Source organism: Pseudomonas sp. RIT288, assembly GCF_000631985.1.
Taxonomy (GTDB): Bacteria; Pseudomonadota; Gammaproteobacteria; order Pseudomonadales; family Pseudomonadaceae; genus Aquipseudomonas.
The window spans coordinates 227,150-249,371 of sequence record NZ_JFYN01000012.1; the positions used below are offsets into that span (position 1 = coordinate 227,150).

At 60.6% G+C, this 22,222-nt stretch carries 19 protein-coding genes; 9 read left to right on the plus strand and 10 right to left on the minus strand.

What is annotated here, in order from left to right; all coding sequences use genetic code 11:
• Positions 1-109: 109 nt before the first annotated feature.
• Both BW33_RS12750 and tadA read left to right on the plus strand, forming a co-directional pair.
• The gene (locus tag BW33_RS12750) at positions 110-1,486 is read left to right on the plus strand and encodes a multicopper oxidase family protein (RefSeq protein ID WP_027612120.1); all 1,377 of its coding nucleotides are present in this window, start codon (positions 110-112) and stop codon (positions 1,484-1,486) included.
• Positions 1,486-1,980, plus strand: a complete 495-nt coding sequence (gene tadA, locus BW33_RS12755; protein WP_047599313.1) for a tRNA adenosine(34) deaminase TadA — start codon at positions 1,486-1,488, stop codon at positions 1,978-1,980. Before BW33_RS12750 ends, tadA begins: the two co-directional genes overlap by 1 nt.
• 81 nt (positions 1,981-2,061) lie before the next feature.
• Here the strand turns inward: tadA and cmoB are convergent, their stop codons facing one another.
• The 8 genes from cmoB to BW33_RS12795 form a co-directional block, all read right to left on the minus strand.
• A complete protein-coding gene (cmoB, locus tag BW33_RS12760; RefSeq protein ID WP_047599314.1) occupies positions 2,062-3,018 on the minus strand; it encodes a tRNA 5-methoxyuridine(34)/uridine 5-oxyacetic acid(34) synthase CmoB in 957 nt (318 codons plus the stop codon).
• The gene (cmoA, locus tag BW33_RS12765) at positions 3,015-3,794 is read right to left on the minus strand and encodes a carboxy-S-adenosyl-L-methionine synthase CmoA (protein WP_177327480.1); all 780 of its coding nucleotides are present in this window, start codon (positions 3,792-3,794) and stop codon (positions 3,015-3,017) included. Before cmoA ends, cmoB begins: the two co-directional genes overlap by 4 nt.
• A 206-nt stretch (positions 3,795-4,000) precedes the next feature.
• Positions 4,001-4,636, minus strand: a complete 636-nt coding sequence (locus BW33_RS12770; protein ID WP_177327481.1) for a lysoplasmalogenase — start codon at positions 4,634-4,636, stop codon at positions 4,001-4,003.
• Between the two features lie 2 nt (positions 4,637-4,638).
• Positions 4,639-5,031 carry a protease inhibitor I42 family protein gene (locus BW33_RS12775; protein ID WP_047599316.1) on the minus strand — a complete coding sequence of 131 codons (393 nt, stop codon included), beginning with the start codon at positions 5,029-5,031 and terminating at the stop codon, positions 4,639-4,641.
• Between the two features lie 218 nt (positions 5,032-5,249).
• Positions 5,250-7,667: an endopeptidase La gene (gene lon / locus BW33_RS12780; protein ID WP_047599318.1), complete on the minus strand. Its 2,418-nt coding sequence runs from the start codon at positions 7,665-7,667 to the stop codon at positions 5,250-5,252.
• A gap of 733 nt (positions 7,668-8,400) precedes the next feature.
• A complete protein-coding gene (locus BW33_RS12785) occupies positions 8,401-8,775 on the minus strand; it encodes a DUF6124 family protein (protein WP_047599320.1) in 375 nt (124 codons plus the stop codon).
• Between the two features lie 538 nt (positions 8,776-9,313).
• Complete coding sequence (locus BW33_RS12790; RefSeq protein ID WP_047599321.1) at positions 9,314-11,725, minus strand: glucose/quinate/shikimate family membrane-bound PQQ-dependent dehydrogenase; 2,412 nt, start codon at positions 11,723-11,725, stop codon at positions 9,314-9,316.
• A gap of 218 nt (positions 11,726-11,943) precedes the next feature.
• Positions 11,944-13,305, minus strand: coding sequence for a carbohydrate porin (locus tag BW33_RS12795; protein ID WP_047599322.1), 1,362 nt, complete (start codon positions 13,303-13,305; stop codon positions 11,944-11,946).
• 322 nt (positions 13,306-13,627) lie between these two features.
• Here BW33_RS12795 and BW33_RS12800 point away from each other — a divergent pair, with 322 nt between their 5' ends.
• Positions 13,628-13,858: a VF530 family DNA-binding protein gene (locus BW33_RS12800; RefSeq protein ID WP_047599323.1), complete on the plus strand. Its 231-nt coding sequence runs from the start codon at positions 13,628-13,630 to the stop codon at positions 13,856-13,858.
• A 1-nt stretch (position 13,859) separates the two neighbouring features.
• Positions 13,860-14,498, plus strand: a complete 639-nt coding sequence (locus BW33_RS12805) for a Pr6Pr family membrane protein (RefSeq protein ID WP_047599325.1) — start codon at positions 13,860-13,862, stop codon at positions 14,496-14,498.
• A 99-nt stretch (positions 14,499-14,597) separates the two neighbouring features.
• Here BW33_RS12805 and BW33_RS12810 read toward each other — a convergent pair whose 3' ends face one another.
• A complete protein-coding gene (locus BW33_RS12810; protein ID WP_047599326.1) occupies positions 14,598-15,383 on the minus strand; it encodes a siderophore-interacting protein in 786 nt (261 codons plus the stop codon).
• Positions 15,380-15,961, minus strand: coding sequence for a PadR family transcriptional regulator (locus BW33_RS12815; RefSeq protein WP_047599328.1), 582 nt, complete (start codon positions 15,959-15,961; stop codon positions 15,380-15,382). Before BW33_RS12815 ends, BW33_RS12810 begins: the two co-directional genes overlap by 4 nt.
• 515 nt (positions 15,962-16,476) lie before the next feature.
• Between BW33_RS12815 and BW33_RS12820 the strand changes: the two genes are divergently transcribed.
• The 5 genes from BW33_RS12820 (at position 16,477) to BW33_RS12840 (ending at position 22,179) form a co-directional block, all read left to right on the plus strand.
• Entirely contained in the window at positions 16,477-16,953 is a 477-nt protein-coding gene (locus BW33_RS12820; RefSeq protein WP_177327482.1) for a CS1 type fimbrial major subunit, read from the plus strand.
• A gap of 105 nt (positions 16,954-17,058) precedes the next feature.
• Positions 17,059-19,581 carry a CS1-pili formation C-terminal domain-containing protein gene (locus tag BW33_RS12825; protein WP_047599330.1) on the plus strand — a complete coding sequence of 841 codons (2,523 nt, stop codon included), beginning with the start codon at positions 17,059-17,061 and terminating at the stop codon, positions 19,579-19,581.
• 29 nt (positions 19,582-19,610) lie between these two features.
• Positions 19,611-20,867 (plus strand): hypothetical protein, encoded by a 1,257-nt coding sequence (locus BW33_RS12830; protein ID WP_047599331.1) that lies wholly within the window; start codon positions 19,611-19,613, stop codon positions 20,865-20,867.
• 59 nt (positions 20,868-20,926) lie between these two features.
• The gene (locus BW33_RS12835) at positions 20,927-21,691 is read left to right on the plus strand and encodes a pilus assembly protein (RefSeq protein WP_047599726.1); all 765 of its coding nucleotides are present in this window, start codon (positions 20,927-20,929) and stop codon (positions 21,689-21,691) included.
• Positions 21,688-22,179 (plus strand): CS1 type fimbrial major subunit, encoded by a 492-nt coding sequence (locus BW33_RS12840; protein WP_047599333.1) that lies wholly within the window; start codon positions 21,688-21,690, stop codon positions 22,177-22,179. Before BW33_RS12835 ends, BW33_RS12840 begins: the two co-directional genes overlap by 4 nt.
• The last annotated feature ends 43 nt before the right edge of the window (positions 22,180-22,222 follow it).

Consider the following 22,222-nt stretch of genomic DNA (forward strand, 5'->3'; position numbering starts at 1 on the left):
AACTGCGTCCATCCGCCGCGCTGCCCTTACTGTTTCGCAATTGCAGGTGTATCGTATTTGCCTTTTGCGGGCCCGGTGCCCGACGCAGATACGTGAGGTAGTTGAGTTCATGTCCTTTACCCGTCGCCAAATCCTCGGTGGCCTGGCCGGTCTTGTTGTCGTTGGTGTCGGAGCGGGAGGCGCGTCGCGCTACTGGCTGGGCAAGATGGCCGATGCTGACGCGGGCCACGACTACGAGCTGATCGCGGCGCCACTGGACGTTGAGCTGGTGCCGGGGCACAAGACCGAGGCCTGGGCGTTCGGCCCATCGGCGCCGGGCACTGAATTGCGCGTGCGTCAGGGCGAGTGGCTGCGGGTGCGTTTCATCAACCACCTGCCGGTGGCGACCACCATTCACTGGCACGGTATCCGTCTGCCGCTGGAAATGGACGGCGTGCCGTACGTCTCGCAATTGCCGGTGCTGCCCGGTGAATACTTCGATTACAAATTCCGCGTGCCGGACGCCGGTAGCTACTGGTATCACCCGCACGTCAGCAGCAGCGAAGAGCTGGGGCGCGGGCTGGTCGGGCCGTTGATTGTCGAAGAGCGCGAGCCGACCGGTTTCAAGTACGAAAAGACCCTGAGCCTGAAGAACTGGCACATCGACGAGCAAGGCAATTTCGTCGAGTTCAGCATTCCCCGTGAAGCGGCGCGTGGCGGTACGGCGGGGCGCTTGTCGACCATCAACGGCGTGCCAACGCCGGTGATCGAGTTGCCGGCCGGGCAGATCACCCGTGTGCGTTTGCTCAACCTCGACAACACCCTGACGTATCGCATCAACATTCCCGGCGTCGAAGCGCAGATCTATGCGCTGGACGGCAACCCGGTCGAGCCGCGCCCCTTGGGCAAAGAATACTGGCTGGGGCCGGGCATGCGTATCTGCCTGGCCATCAAGGCCCCGCCGGCCGGTGAAGAATTGTCGCTGCGCAATGGCCCGGTACGTCTGGGAACCTTACGCTCGGTGGCCAATAACGATGCACCGACCGAGTGGCCGAAAGCCTTGCCCGCCAACCCGGTGGCCGAACCGGATCTGGCGAATGCCGAGAAACTCAACTTCAATTTCGAATGGGTCGGTTCGGTGTCGGTGAATGTCGACAACGGCAAGCCGCCGAGCCTGTGGCAGATCAACGGCAAGGCCTGGGACATCACGGACAAGACCTGCGCCGATCGGCCGATCGCCAGCCTGAAGCTGGGCCAGAGCTACATCTTCGAACTGAAGAACATGACCCAGTACCAGCACCCGATTCACCTGCACGGCATGAGCTTCAAGGTGATTGCGTCGAACCGGCACAAGATCACTCCGTACTTCACCGACACTTATCTGCTGGGCAAGAACGAGCGTGCGCAAGTGGCGCTGGTGGCGGATAACCCGGGGGTGTGGATGTTCCATTGCCACGTCATCGACCACATGGAAACCGGCCTGATGGCCGCCATCGAGGTGAAGTGATGCGTCAGATTCGCCCCGCCGCGATCATCGACCGCAGCCGTGACCGCGATTTCATGCGTGAAGCGCTGGAGCTTGCTGCCCAAGGCGCAGCCCTTGGCGAAGTGCCGGTGGGGGCGGTGCTGGTGCAGGACGGTGAAATCATCGGTCGTGGCTACAACTGCCCGATCACCACCAGCGACCCGAGTGCCCACGCGGAAATGGTCGCGATCCGCGCCGCTGCGCAAGCGGTGAGCAACTATCGCCTGCCGGGCAGCACCCTCTATGTGACGCTGGAACCGTGCAGCATGTGCGCCGGGCTGATCGTGCATTCACGCATTGCGCGGGTGGTGTATGGCGCGCTGGAGCCGAAGGCCGGGATCGTGCAGAGTCAGGGACAGTTCTTTACCCAGGGCTTTTTGAATCACCGGGTGTTGTATGAGGGCGGGGTGCTGGCCGAAGAATGTGGTGCGGTGCTGACCGAATTCTTCCGCGCCCGTCGGGCAAGTCGGGATTGAGATCAAAAGATCGCAGCCTTCGGCAGCTCCTACAGGGATCGATGTAGGAGCTGCCGAAGGCTGCGATCTTTTGATTCTGCTTTATTTGCGGGCGACGATGACCGCACGCATCGGCGCCGGCAGCCCTTCGATGGTCTTGCTGTGATCCTCGGGATCAAGGAAGTCGCTCAACGATTGATACTTCATCCACTCGGTACCGCGCTGTTCTTCAACGGTGGTGGTGCTGACGTCCACACATCGAATATCAGTGAAACCGGCGCGGCGCAGCCACAATTCCAGTGCCGGTACCGAGGGCAGGAACCACACGTTGCGCATCTGCGCGTAGCGATCTTCTGGCACCAGCACTTGATGCTTGTCGCCTTCAACCACCAGCGTTTCCAGCACCAATTCGCCGCCCTTGACCAGGCAATCCTTCAGCGCCAGCAAATGCTCGATCGGCGAACGACGGTGGTAGAACACGCCCATCGAGAACACTGTGTCGAAGCCTTCAAGGTTCGGCGGCAGGTCTTCGAACGGGAACGGCAGGTGCCAGGCATTCGGTTCCGACAAATAGCGCTGCACAGCCTGGAACTGGCAGAAGAACAGCCAGTTCGGATCGACGCCGATCACGCTGTCGGCACCGGCGCCGAGCATGCGCCACATGTAGTAGCCGTTGCCGCAACCGACGTCGAGGATGCGTTTGCCCTTCAGGTCCAGATGTGGGGCGACCCGCGACCACTTCCAGTCCGAGCGCCATTCGGTGTCGACGTGCACGCCGAACAGGTCGAACGGCCCCTTGCGCCACGGCGACAGGCCCATCAGCGCGGTGCGCATTTGCGCGCGGGTTTCGTCGTCGCAATCGGTATCGAGTTTCAGGCCGTTGAGCAGATCGACTTCGCTCGGCTGGAGTTTCGGCAACGCGTCCAGCGCACTCTGCCAGCGCTCCAGATCGCCGTGGCCCTTCTGCATTTTCTTGTCGAGTTGCACTTGCAGGGTGTTGGCCCAATCGGCCAGCGGGGTGCCAGCCAAACGGCGGGCGAGGGGGGACAGATCAATCATGGCAAGGCAATCAACGAGGCAAAGTTAAGACACTGGAACCACGGCACGACTTTCGAGAACCCGGCGGCCAGCAGGCGTTCACGGTGTTCTTCGAGGCTGTCGGGCTTCATGACGTTTTCGATGGCGCTGCGCTTCTGGGCAATTTCCAGTTCGCTGTAGCCGTTGGCGCGTTTGAACGCGACGTGCAGATCGGTGAGCAGCGCGTGCTCTTGCGCATCGTTGAAGCGCAGCTTCTCTGACAGAATCAGCGCGCCGCCGGGCAGCAGCGACTGGCGGATACGCGAGAGCAACGCGGTGCGCTGATCCGGGGCGATGAATTGCAGGGTGAAGTTCAGCGCCACCACCGAGGCCGGTTTGAATTCGAGCGCGAGAATGTCGCCTTCGATCACCTCGACCGGGAGCAGCTCCTGGAACATCGAATCCTGACCGTTGAGGTATTCACGGCAGCGTTCGACCATCGCCGCCGAGTTATCCACCGCGATCACCCGGCAACCGTCGGTGCGCACGTGACGGCGCAAGGCCTGAGTCACGGCGCCGAGTGAGGCGCCGAGGTCGTACAGCACGCTGTTCGGTTGGGCGAACTGCGCCGCCAGCACGCCGAGGTTTTCGACAATGGTCGGGTAACCCGGCACCGAACGCTTGATCATGTCCGGGAACACCCGCACCACGTCCTCGTTGAAGGCGAAGTCAGGCACCTGGGCCATCGGCTGGGCGAAAATGCGATCGGGTTCTTTGCTCACGGTGGTTCCGGCGGTGTCGGTGGAAAAGGCCGGCATTTTAGCCAAAGTGGCGCTGGGATGCTTGGGTTGTCTGATAAAGCGCCGCACGCAAGCCTTAAGCACACGCCTGTGGCGAGGGAGCTTGCTCCCGCTCGGCTGCGCAGCAGTCGCAAAACCTGATTACGAGATATACCTGCAGTCGCGTGCACCGAGTTTGGGGTCGCTTCGCAACCCAGCGGGAGCAAGCTCCCTCGCCACAGGGGTTAGTGGGTTTTTTGGGAGAAAGCTGAGGCCGTGATCCCCCACTGCCCCAGCCAGTAACTGAGGATGATCACGTATGGCGCGGCGTGGAATGGGGATACGAAGCGATCGATACCGATCACACTGTCCGAGAACACGAACGCCAGCGCACCCGCCGTCGCCAAGAGCGCCGAACGCTGCGGCACATCGGTGCCGAGACGGGCGAGGGCGCGCCAGAGCATCGCGCTGATTGCCGTGCCGTAGACGATCACTGGCACCAATAAAGGCCCAAGACCGCTGGAAATCAAAAGTCCCAGCAATATCGCGCCAACGCCAAGGGCAAGCACCAGCGGCAGCACCGCCAAACGCTTGCAGTCACTCAGGTAAGCCTTGAGATACGCCAGATGCGCCACCAGAAACGCACCGAGGCCAAACACAAACAAATCCCCCGGCCACGCCAGCAACACGTCACCGAGCACAGAGAAAATCAGCCCCAGACTGATCCAGCGCCGATAGTCGCTGGGCGGTGCATCATGCAGCCAGCCGAGCAGCGCCAGCACCGGTAACGGTTTGACCAACAGGCACAGCAACGCCGCATGGGTACTTACCCCATAAAGGAACGTCACCGCGCCCATCAGCGCCAGAATCAGCCAGCCCACGATCAGTTCACCGAAATGGCGCAGTCGAAGGTTTCTGCCGGCTCGACTTCCGGTTCCCAGGGCTGCTGCGAAGTCAGGCGCAGGCGTCCGGTGCCGGTGGCGAAGGCCTGAAAGCGCCAGGTGGAAAAACCGCCCGCACCGACCATGCCCGAATCTTTCGGACTGCTGTAAACCTCGGGGCTGAGGGCATGTAGCACGCCGCCGGCCGAATCCTGAATAGCCCAGCGATAGCCCGTGGTCGGGTTGCTCGGCAGCATGACGATCAGGTTTTGTCCGTTAGTGAGACGCACGGGGCATTCGCTCTGGTTTTCCACGGTCACGTTCTGTTTTGGCTGCGTGGCGCAGGCGGCCAGCAAAGAGAGGGCGAGAGGGACAAGCAGGCGAGTGGCGGACATAGGCTCAGTGGCTCCGGCGTTGACGACGAACGGCGAGCATAACTGAAGATGAGACAAAGTGTGACAGTCGGGCAGGTTCAGTGTTGTCAGCACCGACGCCATCGCGAGCAGGCTCACGCCTGCAAGGGTAGGCGGTGTTCACAATATTTGTGTTCACTACAAAACCCTGTAGGAGTGAGCCTGCTCGCGAAAGCGCTGTATCAGACACTACATGATGATCAGAACAACACCTTCGCCACATCCGCAAAGCGCTTGGCAAAGTGCACGGTAATGCCTTCCTTCAGATAGTCCGGCAATTCCTCGAAGTTGCCGCGGTTCGGCTCCGGCAGGATCAGTTCGAAGATCTTCTGTCGCCGCGCCGCAATCACCTTCTCGCGCACTCCGCCAATCGGCAGTACATGCCCGGTCAGCGTCAGTTCGCCGGTCATCGCCACGCCTTTTTTCGGCGGTTGATTGCGGGCAAGCGAGAGCAGGGCGCTGGCCATGGTCACGCCGGCGCTCGGGCCGTCTTTCGGTGTGGCACCTTCCGGTACGTGCAGGTGGACGAAGGCTTCGTCGAAGAACTTCGCATCGCCCCCGAACTGCTTCAGGTGCGAGCTGACGTAGCTGTAGGCGATCTCCGCCGACTCTTTCATCACGTCGCCCAGTTGCCCGGTGAGTTTGAAGCCGCGATTGAGCGTGTGAATTCGAGTGGCTTCGATCGGCAGGGTCGCGCCGCCCATGCTGGTCCACGCCAGGCCGGTGATCACACCGGTGCCGGACAGCACTTGTTCGTTGCGGAACACCGGATGACCCAGCGAAGCTTCGAGGTCTTTCGGGCCGAGCTTGATCACCGCTTTCGGGTCGTCGATGAGTTTCATCACCGCTTTGCGCACCAGTTTGCCCATCTGTTTTTCCAACTGGCGCACCCCGGCTTCACGCGCGTAACCGTCGATCAAGGCCTTGAGCGCGCTGTCGCTGATGCTCAGGCTGCCTTTGGACACGCCAGCCTTTTCCAGCAGCTTCGGCCACAGGTGACGCTTGGCGATGGCGACTTTTTCTTCGGTGATGTAGCCCGACAGGCGAATCACTTCCATGCGGTCCAGCAACGGCCCGGGAATCGAATCCAGGGTATTGGCGGTGCACACGAACAGGACTTTCGACAGGTCCATGCGCAGGTCGAGATAGTGGTCGAGGAATTCGACGTTCTGTTCCGGGTCGAGGGTTTCCAGCAGCGCCGAGGCCGGGTCGCCCTGGTAGCTCTGGCCCATCTTGTCGATCTCGTCGAGCATGATCACCGGATTCATCACTTCGACGTCCTTCAACGCCTGCACCAGTTTGCCCGGCTGCGCGCCAATGTAAGTGCGGCGGTGGCCCTTGATCTCGGCTTCGTCACGCATGCCGCCGAGGCTGAAGCGGTAGAACGGCCGGCCGAGGGATTCGGCGATGGATTTGCCGACGCTGGTTTTACCCACGCCCGGCGGGCCGACCAGCAATACGATGGAGCCGCTGATCTCGCCTTTATAAGCACCGACCGCGAGGAATTCGAGGATGCGATCCTTGATGTCGTCGAGGCCGGCGTGGTGTTTGTCGAGCACTTTGCGCGCGTACTTGAGGTCGAGTTTGTCCTCGCCGTACACCCCCCACGGCACCGAAGTCGCCCAGTCGAGGTAATTGCGGGTGACCGCGTACTCTGGCGATCCGGTTTCGAGGATCGACAGTTTGTTCATTTCCTCTTCGAGGCGTTTCTGCACCTGTGCCGGCAGCACTTTGCCTTCCAGGCGTTGCTCGAACTGTTCGAGATCGGCGCTGCGGTCGTCCTTGGTCAGGCCGAGTTCCTGCTGGATCACCTTGAGTTGTTCTTTCAGGAAAAACTCGCGCTGATGCTCGCCTATCTTGCGGTTGACCTCGGCGGAGATCTCTTTCTGCAGGCGCGCGACTTCGACTTCCTTGCGCAGCATCGGCAGGACTTTTTCCATGCGTTTGAGCATTGGCACGCAGTCGAGCACTTCCTGCAGCTCATTACCTGTCGCCGAAGTGAGGGCGGCGGCGAAGTCGGTCAGCGGCGACGGATCGTTGGGGCTGAAGCGGTTGAGGTAGTTCTTCAGCTCTTCGCTGTACAGCGGGTTGAGCGGCAGCAGTTCCTTGATCGCGTTGATCAGCGCCATGCCGTAGGCCTTGACCTCGTCGGTCGGCTCGGTCGGCTGGTGCGGGTATTCGACTTCCACCAGATATGGTGGACGGTGGTGTTTGAGCCAAGTCTTGATGCGCACGCGGCTCAGGCCTTGGGCGACGAATTGCAGTTTGCCGTTTTCGCGGCTGGCGTGGTGCACCTTCACCAGCGTGCCGTATTCCGGCAGGGCTTTGGTGTTGAAGTGGCGCGGGTCCTCCTGGGGCGTGTCCATGAAGAACAGGGCCAGGGAGTGGTGTTCGGATTTGCTGACCAGATCGAGGGTTTCGGCCCAGGGTTCTTCGTTGACGATGACCGGCAGTACTTGGGCCGGGAAGAACGGGCGGTTGTGGATCGGGATGACGTAGACCTTGTCCGGCAGGTTCTGGCCGGGCAGGGCGAGGCCTTTGCCGGTGGAGTGATGTTCGATGTGCTCAGCTTCGGTGTAGTCGTCGGGGTTGTCGGGGAATTCTTGCTGGTCGCTCATTGGGGCACCTGCGCAATGGGGTATGGGTCTTAGATGGGGCAGGCTTTGGGTGGTTTCAATGGGGGGCGGTGTTTCTGCTTGGGTGTTCAGGGTTTTGACAGGCGTCACGCTTTGGGCTTGGCGGCCTTTGGGCCGACCAGGTTCTTGGTTTTTTGTGTACATATCCGTTTTTTCGGTAACGGCTACTTAGGGTTTCGCCCTTACGGCGACTCACTTTTTTGACAAACGCCTCAAAAAAGTAAGCAAAAAAAGGCTTGCTCCTGCGTTCGGCCCGCTCGCTGGGGCTCGGGGTTCCTTCGCTGCGGGACTGATCCGTGGGGCAGCGCCTCCGGTTTGCTTCGCTGCACCTCCTCTCGCTGTGTTTGGCTGCGCCAAACGGTCGCTGCGCTCCCACCCCCGGATCAATCCCTCCACTCAGCCTTCCGACGTCGCCCGTGGATCAAGATCAAGATCAAGATCAGGAGCTGCAGCCGAGCTAACGCTCATCCTGGAGTGGGGCGGCTGCGCCGCATGGGGCATACACAAATCAAAACTGTGGGAGCTGGCTTGCCAGCGATGGCGGCCTGACAGCCGACCATTCTCCAACTGGCTGCATCCAATCCCTCTGTAGGAGCTGCCGAAGGCTGCGATCTTTTGATCTTCAAAATCAAAAGATCGCAGCCTTCGGCAGCTCCTACGCAGTTACATCGTGTAATGGCTTCGCTTCGCGAGCGGGATCGCTCCCACTGGGGGATTAGTTGTGTGTGGGAGACTGCGAGATTTCGTGGTTATCCAGCACTCGGTTCACCGCCAGTTCGGCGAGCATGATGATTTGCTGAATGGCCAGAATCGTCCGGCGCTGCGGGATGTCGATGTACTTGGCGATGTCGCTGGTCATGAGGCTGGCTTGGGCCAGTGATTCGCAGGCGTGAACCAGCAGGCTTTCGTTGTCCATGTCCGGGGCGACCTGGAACATGTTGCTGGGGTTGTGGAATCTCACCGCGGCGGCGAAGGGTTTCAGGTAGTGGTCGAGGGCGCGTTCGGCGGCGTCGTGGAGTTTTCTGGAATCGAGGGATTCGTAGGGGGACGTGCTTTCCGCTGCGGGCGGATCAGGGGTTGGTTTGATCATGGTGAAGCTCCGAATGAGAAGTGGAGCTGCCACATATAGCCGCGACGCGATAACAGGAGGCAGCTGTACGCGGGTTCGCGGACCGAGCCATTCGGCAATCTCGGCATACCCGAAGGTATCCCGCGCACAGCCACCATCAAACCAAACACAGAGCACCTGAGCGCTCCCGTTTGGGCTGGCGATTATGCATCAAATCGAATGGACTACGGGCCGCGACGCCCGGCCGCTGAATTTCCAGCGACCCTCAGAGCCTATCCAGTCGATTTCCGAGGCACAACCGACGCGACCTGTCGGAAAACTCCGTGCAATCACCAGCATTTGTAGGACGAGCACATTTCCCACAGACAAACACTTTTCAACCTGTGGGAGCGAGCCTGCTCGCGAAAGCATTGTGTCAGGCACCGTAGATGTGGAATGTGCTGACGCCTTCGCGAGCAGGCTCGCTCCCACAGGGTTCTCAGGTGTATGCAGAAATGGTGTGCACAAAAAAGGCGATGCCCCTCACGGAACATCGCCTTTCCTTTACCGCCGCTAAAACTTATTCCGGCAGTTTGTACGCAATCACATAGTCACCCATCTTGGTGCCCAGCGAGCCGTGACCACCCACAACGAGCAGCACGTATTGCTTGCCGTCCTTGCCGGTGTAGGTCATCGGAGTCGCTTGGCCGCCCGCAGGCAGACGCGATTTCCACAGTTCTTTACCGGTGTTCACGTCGTAGGCGCGCAGGTACTGGTCGAGGGTGCCGCTGAGGAAACCGACGCCGCCGGCAGTGACCATCGAGCCGCCCATGCTTGGCACGCCAAGGGTGAAGCCGATCGGGATTGGCGAGCTGTCGCGGCTGGTGCCGTTTTTGCGTTTCCACACGACTTTGCCGGTGGTCAGGTCGATACCGGCGACGTAGCCCCAGGCCGGGGCCTGGCACGGTACGCCCAGTGGCGACATGAACGGGTGCATGATCACCGCGTATGGCGCGCCGGTGTTTGGCTGCACGCCAGCGGTTTCGCTCTCGCGTTTGCTGCCGGCGGCGACTTTCTCGCGTGGCACCATTTTCGAGACGAAGGCCATGTAGTTCGGGCTGGTGAACAGCATCTGGCGAACCGGATCGACCGAGACGCCGCCCCAGTTGAACACGCCGACGTTACCCGGGTAGATCAGGCTGCCCTGTTCCGATGGAGGCGTGTATTGGCCTTCGTAGCGCAGTTCCTTGAACTGGATGCGGCACAGCATCTGGTCGAACGGGCTGGCGCCCCACATGGCTTTTTCGGTGAGTTCCGGGGCCAGCAGGTTGAGGTCCGAACGGGCCTGGGTCGGTGCGGTGTGGTCGCCTTTCACGGCGCCTTGCGGTACCGGGATTTCCTTGATCGGGATGATCGGCGTGCCGTCACGACGGTCGAGGACGTACAGGCTGCCCTGTTTGGTCGGAGCGATCAGCGCCGGTTTCACGCCGTCGGCGGTTTTCATGTCGAGCAGGGTTGGCTGGCTGCCAACGTCCATGTCCCACAGGTCGTGGTGGGTGAACTGGTAGTTCCAGCGCACTTTACCGGTGGCCAGGTCGAGGGCAACGATGCCGGCGCTGAATTTCTCGGCGCCCGGGGTGCGGTCGGCGCCCCACTGGTCAGGGGTCTGGTTGCCCAGTGGCAGGAAGACCATGCCGAGTTTTTCGTCGACGCTGGCCAGCGACCACATGTTGGCCGAGTTGCGGCTGTAGGTTTCGCCCGGCGCCAAAGGCTCGGTGGCGTCTGGCTTGTCGCTGTCCCAGTTCCACACGAGGTGGCCGTCGCGCACGTCGAAGGCGCGGATCACGCCCGATGGCTCGTTGGTCGACTCGTTGTCGGTGACGTGACCGCCCATGATCACCAGATCACGGGTAATCGCCGCTGGCGAGGTGGAGTAGTAGCCACCGGCGGTGAACGGGCCGATGCCTTGGGTCAGGTCGACCACGCCGTTTTTGCCGAAGCCTTCGCAGATCTTGCCGGTGTCGGCGTTCAGGGCGATCAGGCGCGCATCAGCGGTTGGCAGGTACAGGCGACGCGGGCAAGCCTGAGCAACGGCTTTGCCGGCGTCGGAGATGACGGCGGAAGCGGCGTTTTCCGACTTGGCGTAAGCGGCTTCGTCGTAGTACGACACGCCACGGCAGGTCATGTGGGCAAAGCCCTTGAAGCCGACCGGGCTCTTGATCTGCGGGTCGAAGCGCCAGATTTCCTTGCCGGTGTCCGGGTCCAGCGCCAGCACTTTGCTGTGCGCGGTGCAGGCATAGAGCATGCCGTTGGCTTTGAGCGGGGTGTTTTCGTTGGTCAGCTCCACCGGGTCATCAGCGGTCGGCAGGTCGCCGGTCTGGATGCGCCAGGCTTCTTGCAGCTTGCCGACGTTGGCCGGGGTGATCTGCTTCAGCGGCGAGTAGCGGTCACCGAACTCGGTGCGGCCATAGGCCTGCCAGTCACCATCAGGCATGGCTGGCGCGGTGCTGGTCATGTCCGCGGTGTCACGGCCCAGTTCGCCAAAGGTTTCGCCCGGGTGGGTGAACAGGCTGGCCAGGGCAGTGACGCCGGCCAGAACCACGGCCACACTCAGACCGCCAGTGCCCGTCGGCGCCGGGCCGTTGAGCAGCAGCGGACGACGGAACCACGGCAGCAACATCACGATACCGAGGACGAACCACAGCGCCAGTCGCGGCACCAGTTGCCACCAGTCCAGACCGACTTCCCACAGGGCCCAGACCGTGCTGGCGAACAGCACGATGGCGTACAGGCCCAGCGCGGCACGACGACGCAACAGCAACAGAATGCCGCTCAGCGCAATGCCGATACCGGCCAGCAGGTAGTACAGCGAGCCGCCGAGCATGCTCAGCTTGACTCCCCCGGCCAACATGGCCAGGCCCATCAGTAGAAGCAGAATGCCGAGCAGGCTCGGTAGCAGACGGCCCCGACTCGAAGCACTTTCGGTGCTCATAGTGTGATTCTCCGTGACGTTTATGTAGTCCCGCGCTGTAGTCACTTTAGATGACGATTGGGCACAGGTATGGTTCAGATAAAAACTTGTCTAGCTAACGAATTTCTTCTGTAGGAGTGAGCCTGCTCGCGATAGCGGTGTGTCAGTCACTGGTAATCTCGCCTGAAACACCGTTATCGCGAGCAGGCTCACTCCTACAATGGATTTGCGTCAGTCGTTTAGAACGACGACTGGATCTTGATCCCCGCGATCAGTGCGTCATCAACCTGATCCACGCCGCCCGGATGGCGGATGTATTGCAGGTTCGGGCGCACGGTCAGCCAGTTGGCGAGGTGCACACCGTAATAGAGCTCGGCGCTGTATTCAGTGTCCTGCGGTGGCAGGAAGGACGGATCGTCGTAGTCGTAAACGGCGTGCGCTTGATTGCTCGCTTCGGCGTTCTTGCGAAAAGCCGGGTTGACGTGGACACGGGCCAGGGCGAAACCGATGTCGTCCTTGGCGCGGGCATCGAACGGGCCTTTGTAGACCACGCCGGCCTGCACGTAGTTGTCGATCGCGTTGGTTTTCTTGTCGTGCATCGTCGCGTTGGCGAACACGCTCAAACCGCGCGAATGGTCGCTGGCGATGCTGGTGACTTGCTGCTGGGCACCGAACCACACGCCGTGTTTGCTCGACGCGCTGCGGTAGGCTTCGCCGCTCAGTGCGGCAGGCTGGCCGTTCTGGTCTTTATAGACGTCAGAGGCCTTGGCGCTGCTGTAGTAGTAACCGGCGCGGTATTCGCCCGGCAGGCCATTGAGCTTCGGCGTCCACACCAGCTCCACCGGCAACACGGCGCCCTGGGTGCCGCTGCCGCTGAGCTTGAAGCCGTTGCCGCGATCGAGGTTCGACGGGTTCTGTTCGTAGGCGCCGACCTGCGCGTACAGCTCTGGGGTCAGGTGATATTTGACCCGCAGCGCCCATTGGCTGACCGGCCAGTTGTACCAGATGCCGCCGACCCAGTTGCCGACCTGCGAGCCGCAGAATGCCAGGTTCTGGAAGTCGCACGGGAAGCTGTTGAAGTCTTCGCCTTCACCGAAACGGCCGACCTTGATGTCGAGCTTCTGGTCGAAGAATTTCTGCTGGTACCACATCTGCGTCAGGCGCGTGGTCTGGCCGCGGCCCCAGACTTCCTGGGCCGAAGTGAAGCCGCCAACGCGTGGATCGTTGATCCGGTCGTTGCTGATGTTGTTGCCGCTGCGCTTGGTGATGGTCAGCTGAAATTCGGCATCGTCCCAGCCGAGGATTTTTTGCAGGTCAAGATGCGTGCCCAGACCGAACTGATCGCTGTAGCGTGCGGTGCGATCGTGGTCGTAGCCGCCGTGCAGGTTGCTGCCCATTTCGCCGGTGTAGTCGAGTTTGAAGTCGTAGCCTTTTTCCGCCAGTTCGGTACGGCTGCCGTTCCAGTCACCGAGCATCCACGGTGAGTCGCTGTCGAAGGCGGGGGCCGTCTGGGCGTAGGTGGCGAAGCCTAGCGCGGTGCAGCCGCCGATCAGGCGCAGGGCTGAGATAGCGCTGTCTCGGGAGAAGGAAAAATCAAGCATGGGTCAGTCTTTTTTTGGTGTTTTCCGGGGGTAAACCGAGCGCTTCAATTTGACGCAGGCAGTGAAGCGATTCAGCTGAAGGGCGGCAGGATAATGATCTGTAACAAAAAGACAAAGCGGTTTTGTGGACATGCAGCTTTTCGCAATCTGTAACAGTGGCAAAAGATCGCAGCCTGCGGCAGCTCCTACATTGAAATGCATACATCTGTAGGCGCTGCGATCTTTTGACCTTGACCTACATTTGAAGGAAGACCTTCCACCGCGCCGGCCCCTCGGCTAAGGTGCGCGGCTTGTGCATTTTCACTCCGTCCAAAGGCCTGGCATGAACGACCACACTCCCGATCCGCTGCATGGCGTAACCCTCGAACAGATCCTCAATGCGCTGGTGGCGCATTACGAGTGGGCGGGGTTGGCCGAGCGCATCGATATCCGCTGCTTCAAGAGCGATCCGAGCATCAAGTCGAGCCTGACCTTCCTGCGCAAAACCCCGTGGGCGCGGGAGAAGGTCGAGCGCTTGTACGTGAAACTGATGCGCACCAAGCGTCCGCTCTGAGATGGACGCCGTTGCGCGGCGACGCCTGATCACACTCATCGCCACCCTCGGCTGGGCCGGGCTGAGCATTCAGTTGTACCTGATTTTCCTTGCGCGACTGAGTGTCGATGCCAGCCTGCTGGGCGGGCTGGTGAGTTTCTTCAGTTACTTCACGGTGTTGACCAACACCCTGGTGGCGACCGTGCTGACCTGCGCGGTCACCCGGCGTGAATCCGTTGCGCAGCGCTGGTTTCTGCAGCCGTGGGTCAGTAGCGGGGTGGCAGTGAGCATTGCTGTGGTGGGGCTGGCCTACAGCATTTTGCTGCGGCATTTGTGGCACCCCGAAGGCTGGCAGTTTATTGCCGATGAATTGCTGCATGACGTGATGCCGCTGCTGTTTCTCGGCTATTGGTGGTGTTGCGTGCCCAAGGGGACGTTGCGCCTGAAGCACCTGGCGCTGTGGCTGGTCTATCCGCTGGTGTACTTCGTTTACGCCTTGCTGCGCGGGCATCTGCTTGGCGCCTACGCGTATCCGTTCATTGATGTGGCGATGCTCGGTTATGCACAGGTGTTCATCAATGCCGGGGGGATATTGGTGGGATTTGTGGTGATTGGGTTGTTGGTGATTGGCTTGGATCGCTGGAGATTTGCACGAAGTTAGAGCACCTGTAGGAGCTGCCGCAGGCTGCGATCTTTTGACGTTGATTGTTCAAAAACAAGATCAAAAGATCGCAGCCTGCGGCAGCTCCTACAGGGGATATCACTCTTCTGCGCAACCCTCGGCGCGCCAGTAGCCGACGGCTTTGATGAGCTGTTCATCCAGCCCATGCTCATCCAGCAGCACCCGGCGGATCTGCCGCGAGACCTTGGTTTCGGTCGCCACCCATGCATACAGATTGCCCTTGGGCACTTGCAACTGTTTGACGGTGGTCAGCAGGTTGTCCTTGCCACCTTCGCGCAGGACCCAGATCACGTTGATCTGCGCTGCACTTTCCAGCCGTTGTTGCTCGGCACCATTTTCCACTTCGATGACCACCAGCGCCTTGCGATTGCTCGCCAGACCTTCGAGGCGGCGGGCGATGGCGGGCAGGGCGGTTTCGTCGCCGATCAGCAGGTAGCTGTCGAAGATATCCGGCACGATCATCGAACCGCGCGGCCCGCCGATGTGCAGGAATTGCCCCGGTTGGGCCTGTTCGGCCCAGGTCGAGGCAGGGCCGTCGCCATGCAGGACGAAGTCGATGTCCAGCTCGAGTTTGTCCAGGTCATAGCGACGCGGGGTGTAGTCGCGCATCTCGGGCAGCGGGCCGTTGTCCTTGCCGGCGCCGAGCACCATGGTCTCCAGTGCTGCAGCCTGTTCGGCGTTCTGCGGGAACAGCAGTTTGACGTGATCGTCGGTGCCCAGGCTGATGAACCCGGCCAGCTCCGGCCCGCCGAGGGTGATGCGGCGCATGCGCGGGGTCAGGTCGACCACGCGCAGGACTTCGAGTTTGCGACGTTTGATTTCGTGCATCACGCGGTGAATGGTTTGGGTATCGACTGCAGTCATTCGGCTTTCTCCGGGGCAGTTTGAACGGCAGGGCCGTCGACGATGGCTTTGGCGGTGTCGTTGAGCAGCGTGGCAACCCGTTGGATTTCTTCCGCGCTCCAGCGTCCGTGGTGCAGTTGCAAGGCGTGACGCAGGTTGTGCACTGCCTCGTGGATTTCCGGCGGCCGGTCATGGCCGCGCAACGAACGTTTGCTGACGTCGATGCGCATACGCACGCCGTCCAGTGCTACCGCTTGCTCGCTTAAAGACAAACGACCGGCGTCGGTCACGCTGTAGCGTTTTTTGCCGGCCTCGGCGTCGCCGCTGATCAGGTCGCTTTCTTCAAGAAAGGTCAGGGTCGGGTAGATCACGCCGGGGCTTGGGCTGTATGCGCCGTCGAACATGCCTTCAATCTGGCGGATCAGGTCATAGCCGTGGCACGGCTGCTCGGCGATCAGCGCCAGCAGCAACAATTTCAGATCACCGGGGGCGAAGACCCGTGGGCCGCGTCCGCCGCGTTCACGGCCGGGGCGTTTTTCAAAGCCGTCACGGCCGTCGCCGTGTTCGCGGTGATGGTGGGGGGAATGATGGTCTCTCATTTGCCTGCTCTCTCGTCGTGTTTAGATACAACTTAAGATATATCTTTACGTACTGGCAAGGGGGCCTGACCAACGGCACACACCTGACCGATCGAATCTGCGGCGGCAAAACCCGGAAAATGATCAAGAAAACGCAGTATTAAATCCCCCGGCAAAGGCGCAGATTAGTGCTGATTCTCTAATATTCCGTTTCGCCCTTTATTTACGGGAAAGTGTGGTACATGTCTTACGGAAGTTGCTGCGAAGTTGTGGCGCGTGCAGTCATTCGGCTGGCGCGCTGTAGTCTGGTTCTTACAGTTGGACAGGAACTTTCCTGAATTTCACGGTTTTTTCTTTCTCATCTAATGGCGTCCAGGCTACAAGGTCGCAGGACGTTGCCTGCTTACTTTAAAGATAAATTGGTTGAACATTCTTCGGCGTTGAAAGTTAACGGTGAGCACTGACTGCTCGTGACTGTTCTGTTCGCCTTGACTGCTCGACGACTCAACTAATTTATATAAGACAGGTATTCAATGATGCTCAAGAAACTCGCCTTTGCCGCCCCTCTGACTGTCCTGGCCATGAGCGCCTCGATGGCGTTTGCCGCCACTGAAGCCAAGCACTCCATCAGTCTCGTGGCGCACGTACCGGCTGACGACTTCTATGCGGTGCCGGTGGATGCCGACCTGGTCAACAAGGATCAGGACATGAGCTACAACCCGGCCACCAATTCGATGCGCGAAGTCAACGGGCACTTCGACGTGCTGCACACTGCCGGCAAGGTTCATGCACGTCTGGAAGGGGTGCCGAAGCTGATTGGCGGTAACAACACCATCGACCTGAAGGTCGAACTCAACGGCAGGACGCTGACCACCACTTCGCAGGAAGTCGTGGGCGATACCGAGTCCAATACACGTTATCGCGCGCCGTTCAAGATCAGCGCCACCGGTGCCAAACCGGCCGCTGGCGACTACACCGGTGTGGTCATGCTGGTCGTCGAACCTTCGGTTTGAGTCATAACGGCAATACCTGACGTTACTTGTCCAGTAACGTAACCGGCCGGCAACTTTCAAGTTGCCCGGCCGGGCTTTTACTTCCGGTAATCAGAGTATTAATCCATGTATCCGATGACGCCCATCGCGGCTGCGCTTGCGTTGCTTTTGAGCAGCAGCGTACTGGCGGCGCCGCCTCCAGTCGATAATACCCCGCGAAGTTTGCTGGCTCAGGCGAAAGGTCTTCCGGCGGACTTTGAAGAGCATTTCTTTGATGTGCCTTTGGCGGTTCGTGTCGAACTTGATCAACAACCGCTGGGCGAGGCAATGATTGTATTGTCGCGCGATGATCGCATTACCTTGCTCGACTTCACCGACACCAGCGACAGCCGTATCAGTGCCGCCGAGCGCGAAACCTGGGCCAGCCTCCTCAAATCCGGCGTAGCCCTGGGCAGCTGCAGCGGGCAGTGCCCCGAGCAACTGCTGGCGGTGCATTACAACCTGGAAAATTCACTGCTCTCGATCGCCACCGAAAACGCCGAGCGCGATCTGCAGACGCAACGCTTCCATGAGCAGCCCGAGGGGGGGAGCAGCGGTCTGATGCTGCGTAATCAGTTGAACCTCAATGGCGGCCAGAACCAGGATCTGGGCGGACGTTTCGGTCTGGAAGCCAGTGCCAGTCTCGGCAACTGGAGCCAGGCCTTCAATATGCAACTGGCGCGCCTCGGCGGGCCGGACACCAAGACCTATCATGCGGTACACGAGCTCTACACCCAGCGCGAACTGCAGGGCAGTTTTTTCCGCCTGGGCTATTTCACCCCCAATTCCGAAGGCCTGACCCGCCAGCCCCGTTCGTTCGGCACCAGCCCCGACACGGCGGTCGGCGTGATGTATGGCAGCTCCGACAGCCTGGCGGTCGACAGCCCGCGGCCCAGCGTCTACCCGATATTCGTCACGGCCAATCGCCAGGCGTCGGTGGAAGTCTATCGCGATGGCCTGTTGATCAACACGCAAGCCGTGCCGGCCGGTTTACAGACGCTGGATACCCGGCCCTTGCCCGGCGGCATCTACGAAGTCGAAGTCCGCCTGATCGAGGATGGCCAGACCACTTCAACCACTCAGGAGCTGGTCTACAAACCGGTCAACTGGCAAAACCTCGACCAGCGCTGGCGCTATAACGTGTTCGCCGGGCAGGAAAGTAAACTGCTGAGCAATTGGGAGGAACAGCAAAGCGGTGATCTCACCGCCGGCGCCGCGCTCAACTACCTGCTGCACCCGCGCGTGATCCTCGGCCTGTCGGCGCGTCAGGTACGCGACACCTTGCAGTACGGCACCTCGATCGACTGGAGCCTGGCCGACAGCATCAGCCTCTTCGCCAACCTCTATCAGACCGAAGACCACGGCACCGGCGCCGATGTGCAGGGCCTCTATAACTATGGCGCCGGCAGCCTGGTGGTCAGCCACAACCGCAGCTGGCTCGACACACGCAACATCTACGACACGCTACCCGACGGGACTCGCGTACGTCAGCGCAATGTGTTCACTGGCGAAACCAGCAACTCGTCGCTGGCGCTCAACCATCGCATCAGCCGCAAGGACTCGCTGAGTGCGCGGGTCTCGCACAGCACGGGCAACGTCGAAGGCGTGGGCATGGACCTGGGCTGGACGCAACGCACCGAGCTGTTTGGCAGCGATGCCAACTGGCGCTTGTCGCTGTTCGACCGGCCGGGCAGTTACAGCAGTGGCGAGGCCCGTAATCGTGGGGTCGACCTGAGCATCAACATGGCGCTGGGCGGGCCGGGCCAGCAGATTTCCGGCAGCATCGGCAGCCGCACCGCCCGCGATGGCGGGCGCGACAACAATGGCTCGATCGGCTATCGCAAGGATCTGCAGAATCACATTCTGCAAAGCGTTTCGGTCACGGCGCTGACCGACACCTACGGCGTCGGTCTTTCGAGCCTGGCCAACTTCCGTACCGATTGGGTCAATGGCGACGGCTTCGTGCAGCGCTCGTCCTACAACGGCAACTTTACCGGCGGTGTGAACCTGGACAGCAGCGTGATCGTCGGCGGTCAGCAACTGGTCATGACCAGCCAGCATCAGGGCCGAGGTGCCGGGATGATCGTCGATGTCGAGTCGGATATCGCCGACATCGCCCTGCGCGCCGACGACCTCAGCGGCGGCAGTTCAGCGCTGCGGCCAGGGCGCAATTTCATCCCGCTCACGGCGTACCGCAACAGTTCGGTGAGTTTCGATTTCGAAGGCAATCACGTTCCGGCCGCCAACATCGAACCGTCCCGCGCCCGCTATCACCTGAACAAGGGCGGCGTGGCGTACCGCAAGGTGCGGGTGATGAAAACCGTCACCGTACTCGGACGTCTGCTCGATCCGCAGGGCCAGCCGCTCAAAGGCCATCACGTGATCAATCACGCCAGCCGTGGGGTCAGCGAAGTCGACGGGTTTTTCTCGATGGAAATGCACGCCGGCTCACCGACCCTCGAAGTGCGCTACGCCGATCAACTGCTGTGCCAGTTCCGGCTCGACCCCGACCAACACCGTAGCGAAAACAACGTGCTGATGATCGGCGATTTGCGCTGCTCGCCGGACACGTTGGCCGACGTCACCCAACAGGCCCACACCGCGGGTTGATACGGCCTGCTTCAGGAGATTTTGCAGACATGAACGTCTCACCCTTGGCTACATACCTGCGTCGCGGGCTGGCCGCTGTTGTGCTGGTTGCCGGCACGGTATCTGCGGCTCACGCCGAACAGGTGTCGATCACCGCCGAGTTCAAGCCGGACTCGTCTTATCCGCACCGCAACAAGTTCCAGAACACCACGCCCTCCAGTGGTTACTGCACCTACGACCCGGCGCAGTGCGAGCAGCACGAAATATTCAGCTTGCAGGTGCCGATTCAGTTCAACGCTCGTGTGCCGATTGCGGCGAATCATCCCTCGCCGCGGCAAGGGGCAACGTTTCAGGTACCCGTGCAGTGGCGTGAGCTGACGGTCTATCACGAGACCACCCGCGAGCCAAAAATCGTCAAGGTGCGGATCGTCGGTATCGGTTCGCGCTATGTGACCGAGAATGTGATGAAACTGGTGGAGGGCGCCGAAGACGATCGCAGCGCCCACAACCTGTTGTGGGGCTTGAGTTGGGTCTATGCACCCGAACCCTGTCAGTACAGCGGTGTGGGTTGGTACTCCCCCGATTCATACTCGTTTTTCTGGAAGACTCCCGCAGCCACTGCCTGCACCAAACAGGCGAAGTTCGATGTGCCGTGGTTGCGACTGGAACACCTCGATTTTGCCTATGAACTGGTCACCCCCGACCCGCTGGGCATGTCGTCGGGGGACTACAGCGGTTCGCTGACCTACCGCGTCGGGCCGAATGCGGATTTCGATTTTGGCGATGTGATGTTGCCGTCGAGTTCGTCTCTGACCTTGAATTTCAATCTGAATGTGCAGCACACCCTCAAGGTCGACATCCCGCCCGGTGGCGAGAAAGTCCGCCTGGTTCCCAACGGTGGCTGGCAGAGCTGGCTGCAGGCCGGACGGCGGCCGGTCAGCCTGTTTCGAGACCAGACTTTCAACATCTCGGCGTCGTCACGCTTCAAGATGCTGATCAATTGCGGCCCCGGAATAGGTGCCGAGTGCGGATTGCAGGACAGTAATAATTACCGTCGAGTCGAGCTGCACGTCAGCGTCAGCATGCCCAATGGCATAACCGATCTTGCCGGCCAGCCGGTGCGGCGCATGCCGTTGAAGCCCGGCGCTGGGAGTGCTCTGTATTTCAAACCGGGTTTTTATGTGGATCGAGCCCCGGGAACCCTGCATTTCGAAGTTCCGCCGCATTCGATGGAAAGCATGCTGCAGCCCGGCGTGAGCGACAGCTATTCCGGCACTGTCATTGTGATCTGGGATTCGGATATCTGATGGGCCATTCAGCGATGAGTCGATTCGGCATTGTGTTCAACGACCAAGGAATCAAGGTGATGAAACGTCTGGTGTTATTGATGGTTTTGAGCGGGCTGCCCTTTGCCCTGCAGGCCGGCCCGCAGATCAATGTCGGGACGGTCTACGACTACCTCGACGGTGACAAGAGCACGTACCTGAAACGGGTATTCAACAGCGGCGACAGCACCGCATTCGTCAAGGTCAACATCCTCGAAATCCTCTACGACGCCGACGGCACCTCGCGGGAAATCGAGGTCAGGAGCCAGGCTGACATGAGCAGTCGAGACGGCCTGATGGCCAGCCCCGCGCGGCTGATCGTGCCGGCCAACGGCATGCAGGGTACGCGTCTGTTGATGATGGGCGAGCGTGACCAGGAACGCTATTTTCGCGTGCGGTTCATTCCGGTGGTCCCGGAAAAGGAAGACGAATTCGCCGTGTCCGCCGAGGAGCGTGAGCAATACAAAAACACCTTGTCGGCCGGGGTCAACGTCATGACCGGTTTCGGTACGGTGTTCTTTGTGCGCCCGAAAGACAGGCGTTTCGACAGCGTGATCGAAGAGACTCCGGCGACGTATCGAGTGCGCAATAACGGCAACACCGTGGTGCTGATCGACGAGTTTCGCAATTGTGCGCTGAAAGACGAAACCGCCTGCCAGCCAACCACCAAACACCACATCCGCGCTGGCAACAGTTTCGAGTTCGACAAGCAGGCCGGACGTGAATACCGCTTCAATCTGGTGGAAGGCGACAGCAAGAAGTCCCTGCGCGTAGCCGGCCTCTCATCACGGGGTGACCTGAGATGATCAAGCCATCGTTGATGACTCTGTGCGCGGGCGTTCTGACCCTGTTCAGCGCAGAATCGTTTGCGGCACGCGAAGAGCACCGGTTCGAGGTGTCGGTGGATATTCCGACGCTGGGTTTTTATGTGATACCGGCCGAAACGGACTGGATTCATCGTGCGCAGATCCTGCCGTGGAATATCAGCACCAAGAGCCTCGGCGGATTGCGCAAACACTTCGACCTCAGGCACGACACCAGTGCCATCGAGGCTCGCCTGGAGAACGTAGCGTTTCTGTCCAATGGTCGCGAGGAGCAGAACATTTATCTGCGCGTCAGCTTCGCCGATACCGTGCTGACTCACGAGACGCCACGTCAGGTGGTTTCTGCGGAGCAGGCCAGGGCCGGCGGGCGTTACGCGCTGGAGATCCAGCCGATCACGCCCGCCGGCGGCTACAAACCGGGGAATTACTATGGCAACGTGCACCTGATCTTCAATGCGGCGGCGCCCTGAGATTGCCCGGCCTGCCCGATGTGCAACGGGCAGACCGGCGCGC

Coding starts and splice junctions, on each gene's coding strand:
- BW33_RS12825 (WP_047599330.1), top strand. CDS start 17,059: ATGTATCCGATGACGCCCATCGCGGCTGCGCTTGCGTTGCTTTTGAGC.
- BW33_RS12830 (WP_047599331.1), top strand. CDS start 19,611: ATGAACGTCTCACCCTTGGCTACATACCTGCGTCGCGGGCTGGCCGCT.
- BW33_RS12800 (WP_047599323.1), top strand. CDS start 13,628: ATGAACGACCACACTCCCGATCCGCTGCATGGCGTAACCCTCGAACAG.
- BW33_RS12835 (WP_047599726.1), top strand. CDS start 20,927: ATGAAACGTCTGGTGTTATTGATGGTTTTGAGCGGGCTGCCCTTTGCC.
- BW33_RS12805 (WP_047599325.1), top strand. CDS start 13,860: ATGGACGCCGTTGCGCGGCGACGCCTGATCACACTCATCGCCACCCTC.
- lon (WP_047599318.1), bottom strand. CDS start 7,667: ATGAGCGACCAGCAAGAATTCCCCGACAACCCCGACGACTACACCGAA.
- cmoB (WP_047599314.1), bottom strand. CDS start 3,018: ATGATTGATCTGTCCCCCCTCGCCCGCCGTTTGGCTGGCACCCCGCTG.
- cmoA (WP_177327480.1), bottom strand. CDS start 3,794: ATGCCGGCCTTTTCCACCGACACCGCCGGAACCACCGTGAGCAAAGAA.
- BW33_RS12750 (WP_027612120.1), top strand. CDS start 110: ATGTCCTTTACCCGTCGCCAAATCCTCGGTGGCCTGGCCGGTCTTGTT.
- BW33_RS12840 (WP_047599333.1), top strand. CDS start 21,688: ATGATCAAGCCATCGTTGATGACTCTGTGCGCGGGCGTTCTGACCCTG.
- BW33_RS12810 (WP_047599326.1), bottom strand. CDS start 15,383: ATGACTGCAGTCGATACCCAAACCATTCACCGCGTGATGCACGAAATC.
- BW33_RS12820 (WP_177327482.1), top strand. CDS start 16,477: ATGCTCAAGAAACTCGCCTTTGCCGCCCCTCTGACTGTCCTGGCCATG.
- tadA (WP_047599313.1), top strand. CDS start 1,486: ATGCGTCAGATTCGCCCCGCCGCGATCATCGACCGCAGCCGTGACCGC.
- BW33_RS12785 (WP_047599320.1), bottom strand. CDS start 8,775: ATGATCAAACCAACCCCTGATCCGCCCGCAGCGGAAAGCACGTCCCCC.
- BW33_RS12775 (WP_047599316.1), bottom strand. CDS start 5,031: ATGTCCGCCACTCGCCTGCTTGTCCCTCTCGCCCTCTCTTTGCTGGCC.
- BW33_RS12795 (WP_047599322.1), bottom strand. CDS start 13,305: ATGCTTGATTTTTCCTTCTCCCGAGACAGCGCTATCTCAGCCCTGCGC.
- BW33_RS12815 (WP_047599328.1), bottom strand. CDS start 15,961: ATGAGAGACCATCATTCCCCCCACCATCACCGCGAACACGGCGACGGC.
- BW33_RS12790 (WP_047599321.1), bottom strand. CDS start 11,725: ATGAGCACCGAAAGTGCTTCGAGTCGGGGCCGTCTGCTACCGAGCCTG.